The organism is Verrucomicrobiota bacterium (assembly GCA_038744685.1).
Taxonomy (GTDB): domain Bacteria; phylum Verrucomicrobiota; class Verrucomicrobiia; order Opitutales; family Puniceicoccaceae; genus Puniceicoccus.
Map to the genome: position 1 here is coordinate 62,507 of JBCDMB010000012.1, position 15,026 is coordinate 77,532.

A 15,026-nucleotide genomic window follows, 5' to 3' on the forward strand; every position below is an offset into this window, starting at 1 on the left:
CCTACCCAACATCGCCTGTTCTTGTTTCGTCCTCAGGCTCGTCTTGCTTAGGTCCGACTGACTCCTCAGCCTCCGTTGATACCCGATACTTTGGATCGAGTTGGGAGCTACGAATTTGAAAAGAGGGATTGGCTGACCGCAATGCCGCCCCGGTAAAGAAAGCCTGAAGATACTCTTTCTGTTCGGAAGAAAACTCCTCTCCCTCAAAGTGCTCCGTTGGCTTCTTCATGGTTAGTTCAGAGATCATTTCTCGTCTCCTTATCAGTTTCTGAATCGGATGGTTTGTGCAGGAGAAAACGTAGGTTGGCCCTAGCCATCTCAAAACCTTCCTCGTAAAGATCCGGTCGATCTTCGCCGTGCTGCAAGGCCTCTCCCAAACCGCCTCCCTTGGACTCCACTTTTATGGAGACGGAAGCAGACTTCAGGGCTGGCTGTTTGGATAGAGGATCCGCTTCTTCGATCGTGGAGGCATTGACCGAGAACTTTTCCCCGAATGCCTGGTTCCAATGAATGGGCGCGAAGCAATGCCCGGGAAGAACCTCTTTCGAAAGCTTCGCCGTAATCCGAAAATCGCCGCTCTCAGACGTCACCGCAAGAAGATCGTTGTCTTCAACTCCCAGTCGTTTCGCGTCCGAGGGATGAATTTCCAGATGAGGAGCTGGGTTCAGCTCATTCAACTTTCTGACCCTCCCGGTTTTCGTCAGCGTGTGCCATTGATGGGGATACCTACCGGTGTTGAGGATGAGGCTCTCTTCGAGAGCGGATTCTCCTTTAGGCTCGTAGGGAGTTTCTACGAATCGGGCCTTTCCTGACTCTGTGGCGAAACGTATCCGATCCGAAGCTACTCCCGAAAGAGACTTCGCCTCCTTCGGGTGCCATCCGTAGCGCTTTGAAATCCCTCCGTGACTTGCCTCAAAGCAGGGCCATTGAACTGCACCTTTCGCCAATAAATCGTAATCGACTCCATCAAGGACATACCGGGTCCGCTCGTTGCGAAACCGTTTCACTTCTTCGAAGACATCGGATGCCTTACCGAATCCGAAGCCGGGGTAGCCCATCCGACTCGCAACGCTACAAACAAGCTCCCAATCCGGCCGGGCATCACCCGGTGGATCCACTGCTTTTTGCATGAGAGTGATGCGACGTTCCGAGTTGACCATCGTTCCTTCGGCCTCTGCCCAGAGAGCGCCGGGAAAAAGGAAGTGAGCGTATTCGGAAGTCTCATTCCCCTCGTAAACGTCCTGCACGATTAGACAATCCACTTCCTTGAGTGCTTGGACGACCTGGCCGTTTTTCGGCATCGAGGCAACTGGGTTCGTGCCAATCACCCAAAGCGCACGGATCTTTCCCGCTTTCACCCGTTTAAACATCTCTACTGCATCGGGTCCCGGTTTAGCCTGAATCTTTTCGGAGGGAACTCCCCAAACCGAGGAGACAAACTCGCGGTCGGCACTTTCGGTGACTGTCCTCTGGCCCGGAAGACCTGCAGCAAGATAGCCTACCTCTCGTCCACCCATGGCATTGGGTTGACCCGTCAAAGAGAAAGGCCCCGAACCTAGACGGCCAATCTGTCCGGTAAGGAGGTGCAGGTTACAAATTGCTGAGGTGTGTGCGGTTCCCCGTTGCGATTGATTGAGTCCCATCGTCCAGAGACTCATCCACTTGTCAGACTCGCAAAGGATATCGAGTGCGGCAGTTATCGAAGCACCGGGTAAACCCGTAAGCTCCGAAGTCACCTCAAGAGGAAACTTGCTGACAACCGCGAGAACCCGCTCAAAACCTTCCGTGTGATCCGCGATGAATCGCTGATCAACGCACCCGCGTTGGATAAGCCCATTGAGAAGCCCGTTGAGGAGAGCTAGATCCGTCCCCGGAGCAATCTGAAGAAAAAGGTCGGCAGCTTTTGCTGTGCTGGTCAACCGCGGATCGACGACAATCAAGCGTGCTCCGGATTCTTTCATTCTTCGAGCGACCCGCTGAAAAAGGATCGGATGGCAGTCGGCCATGTTTGAACCTATTGCCAGAAAAACGTCGGCATGATCGAAATCCTCGTAGGAAGCTTCCGGAGAATCTGCACCAAAACTCAATTTATACCCGGAGGCCGCACTTGCCATGCAGAGACGGGAGTTGGAGTCGATATTGTTGGTTCCCCAGAAACCTTTGCAGAGCTTGTTTGCTACGTATTGCGCCTCTGTCGATATCTGTCCGGAGACATAAAAAGCTAAAGAGTCAGGCCCAGACTCATCCAGAATCGACCGCAGGCGATCCGCCACTGCGTTGAAAGTATCTTCAGGCGATTGAACTGAAAAACCTTCGTCCCGGGTCGCTCTACTCTGGAAGGTAGTGAGTCGGTCCGGATGATTCACAGGAATGGCGCAAGTGGTTCCTTTGGTGCAAAGCCTTCCCTCGTTCGCCGGATGAAGTTTATCACCACGAACCTTTTCGATTTTTCCAGACTTTGCAGACAGAACCACACCACAACCCACTCCGCAATACGGACAGGCGGATCGGACCTCCTTGGACTCAGTCTGTACAGTTTCTCCGTTCACAGTGGCTAGTTCTTTCGCATCTCCTTCTCCGCCTCGCATTCATCCAGAAACGCGAGCAGGCGCCGCCGGTACTCGTAGAACTCATCCGTTTCCACAATCACTTCCCGGTCGCGAGGCCTCTCAAAATTGATCTTCATGACCTCCCCTACCTTTGCGTGAGGCCCATTCGTCATCATGCAAATCCGGTCAGACATGTAGACCGCCTCATCCGGATCATGGGTGATGAGAAGAGTGGTTACGTGCTCCCGATCCAAAATCCGGAGTATCACGTCCTGAAGTTCCATGCGGGTCAGTGAATCGAGGCGACCGAGTGGTTCATCGAGTAAAAGGACTCTCGGTTTCAGGGCGATCGCGCGAGCGATGCCCACTCGCTGCTGCATCCCACCCGACATCTCGCGGGGAAACTTCCGCATCGAGTCCTTCAGCCCCACCATATCGAGAGATGCTTCCACAATCTCAATTCGCTCCGCCTTCGAAACGTGAGGATAGCTAACCTTCACGCCCACCATGACATTGCTGAAGGCGGTTAGCCACGGAAGAAGGCAAGGAGCCTGAAAAACGACGGATCGATCTGGTCCGGGTCCATCCACCTGCCTGCCCGACACGAAAATACCTCCACCGGAAACCGGAATCAGACCAGCCACCATATTGAGAACGGTTGATTTTCCACAACCGGAATGTCCAATAATCGAGACGACCTCTCCCCTCGAAACCTTGAGGTCGAAACCATCAACGACTTTGACCTCATCGCCAAACGGGTTCGGATACGCTTTCACCAGCTGGGAAATATCCATGTAGCGATCGTCAGGCGTGCTCATTTCAGCAGACGGTTCTTACTTAAAAAAAGTGGTTTTTGTATCGAGGAAGAGGCCGCGGCGACGACCCTTTGCGGGAAAGGCCGGTAGTGAAGTAAAGTCGAGAGGCATTGCTTCCGGTAAATCCGCTTTCGCCTCATGCTTGACCAGTGCCCGAGTCTCTTCATTGAGAGTCACCATATACTTGGAAATATCGTTCCTAAGTCTGCGGAAACCGGGATTTGTATTCAAAGTGGTACGGTTTCGGGGTCGTTCCAGATCCACTGGAAAAGGGTCGTCCAGCGTGGCTCTCGGCCCCATCGTCAGAGGAACAATCCGGTCTGCCATCAGAACCGCCTCGTCCACGTCATTGGTAATCATCACGATTGTCCTCTTATCTCCCTCCCAGATCCGGATGATTTCATCTTGAATCTCTGCACGGGTGAGTGCATCGAGTGCGGAGAGCGGCTCATCCAAGAGGAGGATCTCGGGTTGAAGAGAAAGAGTGCGGGCGAGAGATGCCCTCTGCCGCATACCTCCCGAAAGCTCGCCCGGCTTCTTCTCAAGTGCCGGACTCAATTTTACCATCGCGACGTATTTCTCTACATGAGCCCGGGTCTCTGCCTTAGAATATTTCGGAAAGACGCGGGAAACCGCTAGAGCTACATTCTCGTAGACCGTTAGCCACGGTAGCAGAGAATAATTCTGAAACATGATACCCAGTCGGGGAGAAGGCTCGCGAATCACCTCGCCAGCAAGACGCACTTCCCCCGAATCCGGTTGCAGCAGACCTGCGAGCAGGGAGATCAGAGTAGACTTACCCGATCCCGAAAAACCAACCACAGCGACAAACTCGTTCTCACGAACGGAGAGGTTCACTTTCTCCAGAACCTCAGTCCGATTATCGTGCGGTCCAAAACCGAGGGAAACGTCTTCAATTTCGAGAAATGACATCGTACCTCCTCAACTTACAAAGAAGTGCCTTTCCCATCGAAGGAGACCAGGCGTTGAAGCACGATCATCATCCGGTCCAAAAGGAACCCAATCGATCCCACGACAAAACAAGCGTATAAGATGTTCGCGAAGGAGAGTGAGGAACCGTTCTGGTACTCATCCCAGACGAACTTACCCAATCCGTCCGAGGAAGAGAGAGCCTCAGCGGCGATAAGAACCATCCAGCCGACACCCAGGGAAATCCGCAATCCCGCAAAAACCAAAGGCAACGCGGAAGGGATGATGATCTTTACGAGCCGATCCCAAAACCCGAGACGGAGAACCCGCGCTACATTGATGTGATCCCCATCAATCGAGGCAACACCGAGTGCCGTGTTGACCAAGGCAGGCCAAACCGCACAAGCCGCAACCGTGCAGGCTGAAAAGACCAGCGCCGGATTCACTGCAAGACCTCCGATAAAAGGAAGGCTGTTGATGAAAAGAAAGAACGGATGGGAGTCGGGATCCGGGAAAAATGCCCCCACAACGATCTGGAAAATCAACAGGTAGACGACCGGTGAAACCGGTTTGAAAATTGAAATGACGGGCGTCAGGCAGGCCATGGCAATCGGACTCAATCCGCAAAGTACCCCAAGAGGTATCGCGATGATCGCGGCCGTAATAAATCCAACGAAAACGGTGAAAAGACTTCTTTTGATCTGAGTATAGATCGTCATCGCCGAGGCATACTGTTGGTTTTCCAAGCGCTCGATCGACGCCTCGCTGCGCAGAACTTTCTTTGCCTCAGTCTCAGCTTTCTTCGCTGTCGTAGCCTCCTCGAGGCTCTTCAAGTTTTCGGCGAGCTTTTCCTTGGCTTCAGCCACCCGAACACTGCGGTTGGAGTCACTCAAGAAGTCGGTTCGTTTCTTTAAAAACTGGACTTCGTCGGCAACGGTGTTGACCTGCATCCGAGCCTGTTCCAACGGCTTGTATTTCTCAGACCGAATGGCGTCTATCTGATCCTTATACATTCCCTCGGACTCGCGGCTGTTGTCTTTAATCTCATTTTGTTTCCTCATCGCCTCGAGTAGCTCCTGTGGAGTTCCGGTGCCTGCTTCGATTGCCGCTGCTGCCGCACTTACCGCCTCCTTAGCGACCGCCTCTAATTCGTCATTCCGTTCCTTGAGCGTATCCAGCTTCGCTTGCAGCGGAGCCAGTTGAGATTCCAGTAGCTCGGCGTAGTCAGACTCATGGCCAGAAAGTTTAGTGCGGAGGGTTTCAAGGGTTGCTTCCCGCTCCAGAATGGTTGACTCGACCACCGCAAGAGCCTCCTCGCGTTCGGGTCCTTCCAGCAGAAAATCCGATTCCTTCGTTTTCTCCCGATTGCTAAAAGTATCGTTGTTCACCGCCGATCTCCAAACCACGTCCGGCGTCGGAACCTCTCCCGATTTCGTCTTGTGGTTCGGGGCGACCTGCCACCAGAGTCCAATACAAGCAAAGACAAAGATGATCGGAACGATCAGGAACCGAAAAATCGACTTTACCTGCTTCTTCGGTTCCTCGGCAAAAGCGAGCCGAACCATCGGGTCGAAAACCGTGAAGCCGGAAATGTCCAAAGACTTTAACAGCTTGTATTTGATCCTATCTGAGCGTTTATCTGCCATTCTGGCCCTTACTTAAAATTCTTCCCTGTAGAGAATCCTCCCTATCCGCCAGGCTGCCCCTATCAAAAGGAGTTCGAAAAAGCCCGACGGAGAGGAAAGATTCAGTCAGGGGTAGATTAGAGGAAGTCCTTGTTACCGATCTCGTGGGAGTTCAGGTAGCCTATCGGATCCCGGCCGTCGTAGACGATTCCGTCGATAAATTCATCTGTCGGAGGCCTGTAACCATCGGTATCCCAAGGAACATCTTCTTCGTCGATATATCCCTCTTCGAGGAGATGCTCTGCAGCCGCTAGGTAGATCTCGGGTAGATACACATCCCTGGCGATTTCTTCATACCAAGCTGCGGGCTTTGGCTCTGTAATTTGACCCCAACGACGCATTTGGGTGAGGAACCATATTCCATCCGAATACCACGGGTAGGTCGCATAGTAGTTAAAAAACACATTGAAGTCGGGCATCTCCCGCTTGTCCGTTTTCTGGAAGAAAAAGAATCCGGTCATCGAGTTCTTCAGAACGTCGTAATCCGCACCTACATAGTTTGGCTGAGAAAGGATACGGCACGCTTCTTCGCGATTGATTAGATTCCCATCTGCATCCGTCTCATCGAGCCACTTGCCTGCACGAATCAATGCTTTGGTTACAGCGATATGAGTGTTGGGATTCTCTTCGGCCCAATCCTTGGTCACACCAAAAACCTTTTCCGGGTTATTTTTCCAAATGTCGTAGTTTGTTGTGACCGGAACTCCGATCCCCTTGGCGACTGCCTGCTGGTTCCATGGCTCTCCCACGCAATAAGCGACATTCTTCCCTGATTCCAAGGTCGCCGGCATTTGTGGCGGGGGAGTCGTTGAGAGCTCAACATCTCCTCCGGTAAAACCCTTGATATCGGTCGACGTGTACATTCCCGGGTGGATACCCGCAGCGGCCAGCCAGTAGCGGATCTCGTAATTGTGTGTCGACACTGGAAAGACCATCCCCATCGGCAGAAGCCTTCCTTCATCCTTCGCTTCTTCAACAATCGGCTTGAGGGCATCTGCGGTAATCGGGTGTGCCGGCTGGTCGACGTCCAAATCGGGATCGTTCTCCTGCATCTTTTCCCAGATGTCGTTCGACACCGTGATTCCGTTGCCGTTGAGGTCCATCGTAAACGAGGTGACGATGTGGGCTTGCGTTCCAAAACCGATCGTAGCGGCGATCGGTTGACCGGAGAGCATATGAGCACCATCCAGCTCACCATTGATCACATTGTCGAGAAGCTGCTTCCAATTGGGCTGGGCAATCACTTCAACCTGTAGGCCTTCGTCTTCGAAGAATCCCTTTTCCTTAGCAATAACGATTGGCGCGCAATCGGTCAGTTTGATGAAGCCGAACTTCAGTTCGTCCTTCTCAACGTCCAGTGTTTCTGCCTCGCAGAAAGTGCCTGCAGCGAGAAGTCCGAGCAGGGCTGCAAAGCGGTTTCGTTTCTGGTTCATGGTTATTTTCTGATTTTTGTTTATGAGACGACCAGACTGTTGGCCTGGTCGTAGATTGATGGGAGATACACGCGGGAGATGATCTTCTCCGGTGGCTCCGAAAGGTTGATATCAGGGGTGTAACGACAAAGGTCTGCGACGATGCATCCGGTTCGGGCAGAGTCGGGGCGGTTCACATTTTCTCCGCTGAATCGGATAAATCCCCCTTCGGCAAAAAGTCCCCGACCCATCGGAAACTTGCCACCGAGCGCGTGTCCAAGACTCTTCGGCGCGCAGTTCAAGTAGCGTGGGTCTGAGAGAATCTTGACCAGCGTCTTCCGGTTGGAAGCCTCCTGACAGAACTCACAGGCCTCTCCGATCACGCTAATCATGCGAATGTACTCGTCAGGGCGGTAGGCAAAAAACCTGCCAGTAGTCGCGAGAACCTTTTCCGGATAATTGGCAGAAATCTGAACACTTGTCGCCGGGCACCAGCCGACTCCTTGCTCAACAGCCACCGAGTTCCAAGGCTCCCCAACGCAAAATCCATCCACGTTCCCCGAGGATAGATTCCGCACCATCTGCTCAGGAGGGAGCACGATGACAATCACGTCTTTCCGCGGGTCCAACCGGTGCGCCTCCAACCACCGACAAAGGAGGAAGTGGTGGGAAGAATAGCGGGAAACCACCCCGAAGACCGGTTTCCGATTACGGTAGCCCTTTTTAATGTAGCGCCGTAGCGAATCACCATCGTCGACTCCTTCATCCAAGAACCGGTTCGAGAGCGTAATTGCGTTCCCATTGGCATTCAGAATCATCCCCGCGATTACGTCGGTCTTCGCAACGCCTACGCCCAACTGCATCACGACTGGCATCGGCCCAAGGGCTTGAACGACATCCAACTCCCCAAATGCCAATTTGTCGCGAATGGACGCCCACCCAACTTCCCGGGAGAGAGTCACGTCCAGACCTGCATCGCGAAACAGTCCGAGACTGTCGGCGACAATCAAGGGTGCAGCATCCAAAAGCCGGATATATCCAAGCCGAATTACCGAGCTTGTCGGTCTTCTCAAGCTTGCCTCTTTTGTCATAATCCGAACCATTGCAAATCTGGAAATAGCATTGACCATACCCGATCAACAAATAAACGTCTTAAATGAAATCATAATTTAGATGAATTTCATTCATGATTGAGACCATCGACAGCCGACAGCTTTTGGCCTTCGCCACTCTCGTTCAAACGGGCAGCTTCACCGAAACTGCCCGCCTCTTGAACCTGACCCAGTCTGCCATCAGTCATTCAATCAAAAACCTCGAAGAGGATATGCGGTGCCAACTGGTCACCCGGACAGGACGCAAGATCAGTATCACTGCCGACGGGGAGGAACTCTACAAGGAAGCGCAAACAATCCTCCACCAAATGGATGAGGCTCGAAGCCGTCTTCAGGACAGGACGAATTGGGGGAAGGGACGTTTGCGTATTGGTGCAAGCGCTATCGCCTGCCAACACCTTTTACCCAATGTTCTCCGTGAGTTTAACGAATCGTTTCCGGACTGTATACTTAGTATTACCCCAGCGGATACACCGGAATTGATGAGCAAGGTGGAAACCCATGAGATCGACGTCGCGCTTGTCATCGAATCAGACCAAAGTAGTGCGGTTAACGTTCGCCCACTGTTCTCGGATGACCTCATCCTCGTTTCGTCCCCGATTCATGAATTTGCACACAAGATGTCGATCCGCATGAGTGAAATCGATCAACAGCGCCTTGTCCTGTACAATCGAAGAAGCCAGACATTCAGGATCATTGAGAATTTCCTTCGCCAACACAAAATCACCCTTGAGAACTTTATTGAGCTGGGAAGCATGGAAGCGATCAAGGAACTCGTGAAAATCAATTACGGGATCAGCTTTATGGCTTCGTGGATTGTGCAGAAAGAGTTGGCCCAGGGAAGCTTGGTGAGAATACAACTTGGACAGAGGCAGATTCGTCGAGCGTGGGGTATCTGCTACTCTAAGGACAAAAAACTCTCTATTACGGAAGAAACGTTCCTCGGTATCTGCGAGTCTGCCGCCTCAACCATGCAAACACTCGGGAGTCAGGCGCCGGCCAAGAAAAGGGCACGGGCAGCCAAGAGGTAATTTTTGAACCGTCCTACCCTCCGATGTAGGACATCTCCACCTTCTTCTCCACAGTCTGTTCGCCCGTCCTCAGCTCGGAATAACGATCACCCCGACTACGCCAATGTCTCGAGAGGACGGAGAAAAGTTCCCCTTTTTCGTATCCAGAACAACGAAGCACTTTCTTCAGGTCGAGACCCTTGCTGGCGAACAAGCACGTATATAGGAACCCGTCAGCAGAAATACGGGCACGGGTGCATCCACCACAGAACGGACTAGTCACTGAAGTTACTAAACCCACTTCAGCAGAACCGTCGGCGTAGCGATACCTCTTGGCCACCTCTGTGGAAGAGGAGAGGTCAACTGCTTCCAAAGCAAATTCGCTTCGTAAGACACTCAAGATCTCCTCGCCGCTGAAAACCTTCTCCATTCGCCAGCCATTGTGGTTCCCGGTATCCATGAACTCAATGAATCGAAGCGGCACGCCCATGTTCTTGAAGAAGCGGGCCATCGGCAGGACCTCTTCTTCATTCACCCCCCTTTCAACAACCATATTGACCTTCACACCGAGCCCAGCCTCCAGTGCCGACTCGATCCCAGCGATTACCACCTTTGGCGAAATTCCCCGACCATTCATTCTTCCGCTAACCTCAGGATCCAACGCATCAAGACTCACCGTCACCCGGTGGAGGCCCGCATCCTTGAGGTCCGAAATTCTCTCCGACAACCGCAGTCCGTTTGTTGTCATCGCAATATCCCGGATCGAAGGATAACGGCGTAGACCTGCAATAAATTTGGTTAGGCCCGGTCGAAGAAGTGGCTCTCCTCCCGTGAGACGAATCTTTTCGACCCCTAGCTTTACAAAAGCCTCAACGATGTCATCCAGCTCCTGGAAACGAAGCCATTGATCTCTCCGGAGAAAAACAAAATCGGGACCGAAGATCTCCTTCGGCATACAGTAGGTGCAGCGGAGGTTACACTGGTCGGTCAACGATATGCGCAGATCGGTAAGGCCTCTGTGGAAACGGTCTCTCACAAAGTGTTCCGATGTTGTCACCTGACTTTCCATCTGCAGCATCAGAAAAAGATGGAGGAGCTGATTGAGTCAAGCGAAGCACTACGGCGAATCTTCGAGAATCTCCCGGAGATACCAGAAATTTCATGCCCTTTGGAGAAGTGTGCTGGACGCATACTCCGTTCTACCCTAACCGCCGACCGTGATTTTCCGCCTTTCGATCGAGCCATGATGGACGGTTATGCATTCAGGGCGTCGGAAGTCGAAACCGGTGCCTTAGTTTCTGTGGAAGCCACTGCTTATGCCGGACAGCCACCAGTAAGTGAGGGCCCAAGTAAAGGTTCCTGTATCGAAATTATGACGGGTGCACCGCTGCCTCCGAATGCAGACTGTGTCGTTCCCTACGAATGGACCTCAAAGGAGGAGGGTAGAATAAAGCTTGTCGAAAAATCCCGGCTCGAGTCTGGCGATTTCGTTCATCGAAAAGGAAGTGATCTCAGACAAGGCGAAACGCTTTTGGAAGAAGGACGGGTTCTTGGTAGTCGCGAAGTCGCTCTCGCTGCTGCCTGTGGACAAACCAGTCTTTCGGTCTCAAAACTTCCTGCGATCACGACCGCCTGCACGGGTGACGAACTGGTCGGGATCGACGCTACTCCCCTTCCGCACCAAATTCGCCGGTCCAACGATCAAGCGATCGACACCGCTATGGCGAGAGTTGGCCTCAATGTGAAAACAGCAACTCATCTCCCAGACGATCTTGATACCTGCCGTTCTGCCATTAAGGCTATGGTCGAGTCCAACCATTTTGTAATTCTTACAGGAGGTGTTTCAGTGGGTGCTAAAGATTTCCTTCCCGGGATCTTAAACGATCTACAATACAGGCGGGTATTTCATGGTGTCGCCCAAAAACCGGGAAAACCAATGGGCTACTGGATCTCTAATGATTGCGGTATCTTTGCACTCCCCGGTAATCCCGTTTCGGTTCTCACTTGCCTTCATCAGTATGTTGTTCCTGGTATCAAGAGAGCACTGGGTAAGTCGGGAGACGTTGTTCGGCGAGAAATTCGTCTACTCGAAAAAGTGAAGAAACCAAGACACCTGACCCTCTTCCTTCCGGTCTGTTTGCAAGGAGATAACGCAGGTCTCCCCCGCCCTGCCCGCAACTCCGGAGATATGGTCCACATTCTGGAAAGCGACGGTTACGTGCCCCTGCCTGCTGGCTATGATACGGTCGACACAGACCTCGCCTACCCTTTCACGCCTTGGGTTTGACTCAGGCAACACGATTCAAGAAAAGGTATCCGCATGGATTTCACTCATCTCGATGACAGTCGAAAGCCTCGCATGGTAGATGTGTCCGGAAAGAAGCCAACGGAACGCATCGCCACAGCGGAGTGTTATGTTCACCTAGGCCTCGAACTAATCGACCGTCTGAACAAGAACGACTGGTCGTCATCGAAAGGGCCCATCTTCGAAACTGCTATCATCGCGGGGACACTCGCTGCGAAGAAAACTGCCGACCTGATCCCCTTTTGTCATCCGCTTCCCCTAAAGGATGTGAAGATCGATATCTCTCAGTCCGACGAATCGAAGATCCGCATTTCGGCTCGGGTAAAGGTACTCGACCAGACCGGAGTTGAGATGGAGGCTCTTACCGCTGTAAGCGTTGCCGCATTGACGATATACGATATGTGCAAGTCTATCTCCCACAGTATCAGCATTGAAAGCTGCCGCCTCGTCTCCAAGTCGGGCGGAAAGTCGGATTTCCGTGAATGAAAACACCGCTACTTGGGCTGGTTCTCGCTGGAGGGAAGAGTTCCCGAATGGGCCGCGACAAGGCGGAACTTCGCTATCACGACGCAGAGACCCAGTTGGAGCGTTCGGTAAGGCTCCTCCAGCCTTTCTGTGAAGAGGTCTTCGTTTCTTTAAGCCAAGGCGACGAGAGAAAACTGCCTTTCAAAGCAAGTCCGCTCTACGACTCGCTCCCCAAGATCAGGGGACCACTCTGCGGTATTCTATCTGCTCATCTCGAGGAACCGAATTCGGACTGGCTGATTCTCGCATGCGATCTGCCAAACCTTGAGGAATCGTCTCTTTCCAAACTCGTCGAAACATTTTACAAGAACACCCACCCGATCCCGGTTTGCTATCGCAGCCACAACAACGGTTTGCCCGAGCCTCTATGCACCATTTATCCAGCCTCTGTATGCGAGTCCTTTCTCCAGGAGGTACAAGCAAAGGGAACATCCAGTCCCCGCGATCTCCTAAAGAACACGAAGATAGCAATGATTGATCCGATAGATTCGCACAGTCTCGACAACATCAATACACCGGAAGAGTATTTGGCGTTTTGCGAAAGAAAATGAGAGTGACGGTCCTTTATTTTGCCCAGCTCGCTGATTTGGCGGAAAAGCAAAGCGAAGAGTTGACCATTGGCTACTCTTCTCCCGAGCAACTTTTCAAGGAGCTCAAGGAAACCTACGGGTTCGCCAACGAATTCCGCCAGATTCAAGTGGCGATCAATGACCGACTTTCGAGTCACGATATCAGCCTGAAAGAGGGAGATCGTATAGCGTTCTTGCCTCCGATGAGCGGGGGATGAGCTTCACTCTTCTAGCTGAGCCCATCAACCCCGGGTCCCTCCGCGAAAAGATGTTGCACCCGCAAGCCGGTGCGTTCTCCAACTACGAGGGTTGGGTGCGCAGTCAGAATGAAAAAAAGGAAGTCACCGCCCTTTCCTACACCGCTTATCCCGAACTTGCCCAAACAGTGGCGGAAACGATTTTAAGCGAAGCAAAAGAGCGTTTTGACATTATCGATTGCAGATGTGTCCACCGGACCGGACTTCTCGAGGTGGGAGACCTTGCGGTATGGATCGGCGTTACATCGTCGCACCGAGAGAGTGCCTTTCTCGCCTGTCGCTACATCATTGATAACGTTAAACACAGGATTCCTATTTGGAAAAAGGAGTCCTACATAGACGGAACTTCTGCCTGGATCGAAAACCACGAGGTTGGAGACCCCGCTCCTACGGGCCTACCTGGTAATCTTCCCAATCACAGTCATGGAGATTAGAGCAATCTTCCTTTCGAAAGGACACGATTTCAAGGGTCGCTTTGGCAAAGGCAGACTCGAGAACTCCATCGAATCCGTAACCGAAGCCTCCTGCGTAGCTGGAAAAGGGCTGGTCGGAGACCGCTACTTTGGCTTCAAAGAAAATTTCAAAGGACAGATCACGTTTTTTGACTGGGCGGTATTTGAGGAGGTCCGGACTCATTTCTCCCTTAGCGATCTCGAGCCCTCTGTCTTTCGTCGAAATGTCATCACATCCGGTTTGGATTTGAATTCACTCATCGGACAGAGCTTTGAGGTTCAAGGAGTGAAGTTCGAGGGAAGTGAAGAATGCGCACCCTGTTTCTGGATGGATGAGGCAGTGGCACCGGGAACGGAAACCTTCCTCAAAGGTCGGGGCGGTCTTCGGGCCAGAATCCTCTCTGACGGGAGCATCAGGAAAGGAAAAGCTTGATCGAGGCCACTGCGAGCACAGAGCCAAGAGCGATCCTAATCTGCCGTTGATTCGCTCTCCCACTCCCCCAGTTTGACCCAAGAAGTCCTGCTACCAAGACGATGACGATAAGGAGTGGTAAATGCGGGTAAAAATCCGCCACAACCGGCTGTAATCCCACCAGACCAGCGAGGGAATTGATAAAAACGAACGGTGCTGAAATGGCAGCCGCCGTCTTCGCGTCTGACCATCCCATCAAGATCACCAACGGCGTCAGAAAGATTCCACCCCCTACTCCGACAATTCCGGAGAGGAACCCAATCAAGGCACCGCAGCACACCATGATCCAGATCTGCGGTTTTCGCATTTCCTTCGGATCTGGAGCCGGGAGGAAAAGTCGGCCTATAGCAAAACAGAGCGCCAGTCCGAGAACGATTCGGTAAACTCCGGACGAAAGATCCAAAGTACCACCCAGAAAGGCAAAAGGGACAGCACCGCAGAGGAACGGCCAGAAAAGACCTCCCGAAAAATATCCACGGCGGAGAAATGCGAGGGTTCCCACCAGAGAAACAACCATATTGAGGACGAGAGCCGTTGGACGAATCATCTCTGGGGCAAACCCGGCAATCGCCATGATCGCTAAATATCCAGAAGCACCTCCGTGACCAACTGATGAGTAAAGCAACGCAACAACGAAAAACCCCACTAAAAGCGGCAGATGCTCTAGCATGCCAACTTGGACAAACAAAAGTTCGCGAATGGAAATGCGACGGGGACCTTATTACTTCGCTGCTTAAATGGAACATACCCGGGATTCGATATCGGGATCGAAATCGGGTCTCGAGGGCTTTCGATAGCGATACCGATTTCGATTTCGATTTTTGCGATCATGCTTTGTATGAGGCGCGGTTTAATAGAAGGTCGTCGGAAACTTACCGTAGTGTCAGCCTTGGAACGCAACAACTGGTCAGATAACCTACCTTTATCTAGAAA

Annotated in this window: 16 protein-coding genes; 7 read left to right on the forward strand and 9 right to left on the reverse strand. The window is 52.3% G+C overall.

Going from position 1 to position 15,026, the window contains the following annotated elements:
- Position 1: 1 nt before the first annotated feature.
- The 7 genes from AAGJ81_08955 to AAGJ81_08985 form a co-directional block, all read right to left on the reverse strand.
- Complete coding sequence (locus tag AAGJ81_08955) at positions 2-247, reverse strand: hypothetical protein (GenBank protein MEM0966261.1); 246 nt, start codon at positions 245-247, stop codon at positions 2-4.
- A complete protein-coding gene (locus AAGJ81_08960) occupies positions 237-2,588 on the reverse strand; it encodes a nitrate reductase (protein MEM0966262.1) in 2,352 nt (783 codons plus the stop codon). The genes AAGJ81_08955 and AAGJ81_08960 overlap by 11 nt, the downstream gene beginning before the upstream one ends.
- On the reverse strand, positions 2,555-3,367 hold the full coding sequence (locus AAGJ81_08965; GenBank protein MEM0966263.1) for an ABC transporter ATP-binding protein: 813 nt from the start codon (positions 3,365-3,367) through the stop codon (positions 2,555-2,557). Before AAGJ81_08965 ends, AAGJ81_08960 begins: the two co-directional genes overlap by 34 nt.
- Positions 3,368-3,382: 15 nt before the next feature.
- The gene (locus AAGJ81_08970) at positions 3,383-4,297 is read right to left on the reverse strand and encodes an ABC transporter ATP-binding protein (protein ID MEM0966264.1); all 915 of its coding nucleotides are present in this window, start codon (positions 4,295-4,297) and stop codon (positions 3,383-3,385) included.
- 14 nt (positions 4,298-4,311) lie between these two features.
- Positions 4,312-5,940 carry an ABC transporter permease subunit gene (locus AAGJ81_08975; protein MEM0966265.1) on the reverse strand — a complete coding sequence of 543 codons (1,629 nt, stop codon included), beginning with the start codon at positions 5,938-5,940 and terminating at the stop codon, positions 4,312-4,314.
- A gap of 116 nt (positions 5,941-6,056) precedes the next feature.
- Positions 6,057-7,412 (reverse strand): CmpA/NrtA family ABC transporter substrate-binding protein, encoded by a 1,356-nt coding sequence (locus tag AAGJ81_08980; protein MEM0966266.1) that lies wholly within the window; start codon positions 7,410-7,412, stop codon positions 6,057-6,059.
- Between the two features lie 20 nt (positions 7,413-7,432).
- The gene (locus AAGJ81_08985; protein MEM0966267.1) at positions 7,433-8,482 is read right to left on the reverse strand and encodes a CmpA/NrtA family ABC transporter substrate-binding protein; all 1,050 of its coding nucleotides are present in this window, start codon (positions 8,480-8,482) and stop codon (positions 7,433-7,435) included.
- 95 nt (positions 8,483-8,577) lie between these two features.
- Between AAGJ81_08985 and AAGJ81_08990 the strand changes: the two genes are divergently transcribed.
- Positions 8,578-9,534 carry a LysR family transcriptional regulator gene (locus AAGJ81_08990; protein MEM0966268.1) on the forward strand — a complete coding sequence of 319 codons (957 nt, stop codon included), beginning with the start codon at positions 8,578-8,580 and terminating at the stop codon, positions 9,532-9,534.
- Positions 9,535-9,547: 13 nt separating this feature from the next.
- On the opposite strand, the gene moaA is transcribed toward AAGJ81_08990, so the two are convergent.
- Positions 9,548-10,582 carry a GTP 3',8-cyclase MoaA gene (moaA, locus tag AAGJ81_08995; protein ID MEM0966269.1) on the reverse strand — a complete coding sequence of 345 codons (1,035 nt, stop codon included), beginning with the start codon at positions 10,580-10,582 and terminating at the stop codon, positions 9,548-9,550.
- Positions 10,583-10,600: 18 nt separating this feature from the next.
- On the opposite strand from moaA, the gene AAGJ81_09000 reads away from it, so the two are divergent.
- From AAGJ81_09000 to AAGJ81_09025, 6 genes are read left to right on the forward strand one after another with little or no spacing between them, the layout of a single operon-like run.
- Complete coding sequence (locus AAGJ81_09000; protein MEM0966270.1) at positions 10,601-11,800, forward strand: molybdopterin molybdotransferase MoeA; 1,200 nt, start codon at positions 10,601-10,603, stop codon at positions 11,798-11,800.
- 33 nt (positions 11,801-11,833) lie between these two features.
- A complete protein-coding gene (gene moaC / locus AAGJ81_09005) occupies positions 11,834-12,304 on the forward strand; it encodes a cyclic pyranopterin monophosphate synthase MoaC (GenBank protein MEM0966271.1) in 471 nt (156 codons plus the stop codon).
- Positions 12,301-12,894 (forward strand): NTP transferase domain-containing protein, encoded by a 594-nt coding sequence (locus tag AAGJ81_09010; GenBank protein MEM0966272.1) that lies wholly within the window; start codon positions 12,301-12,303, stop codon positions 12,892-12,894. Before moaC ends, AAGJ81_09010 begins: the two co-directional genes overlap by 4 nt.
- On the forward strand, positions 12,891-13,130 hold the full coding sequence (locus tag AAGJ81_09015) for a MoaD/ThiS family protein (protein MEM0966273.1): 240 nt from the start codon (positions 12,891-12,893) through the stop codon (positions 13,128-13,130). Before AAGJ81_09010 ends, AAGJ81_09015 begins: the two co-directional genes overlap by 4 nt.
- Complete coding sequence (locus AAGJ81_09020) at positions 13,127-13,603, forward strand: molybdenum cofactor biosynthesis protein MoaE (GenBank protein ID MEM0966274.1); 477 nt, start codon at positions 13,127-13,129, stop codon at positions 13,601-13,603. The genes AAGJ81_09015 and AAGJ81_09020 overlap by 4 nt, the downstream gene beginning before the upstream one ends.
- The gene (locus AAGJ81_09025; protein MEM0966275.1) at positions 13,593-14,054 is read left to right on the forward strand and encodes an MOSC domain-containing protein; all 462 of its coding nucleotides are present in this window, start codon (positions 13,593-13,595) and stop codon (positions 14,052-14,054) included. Before AAGJ81_09020 ends, AAGJ81_09025 begins: the two co-directional genes overlap by 11 nt.
- Here the strand turns inward: AAGJ81_09025 and AAGJ81_09030 are convergent.
- Positions 14,035-14,763, reverse strand: a complete 729-nt coding sequence (locus tag AAGJ81_09030; GenBank protein MEM0966276.1) for a sulfite exporter TauE/SafE family protein — start codon at positions 14,761-14,763, stop codon at positions 14,035-14,037. The two genes, AAGJ81_09025 and AAGJ81_09030, sit on opposite strands and share 20 nt — an antisense overlap.
- Positions 14,764-15,026 lie beyond the last annotated feature (263 nt).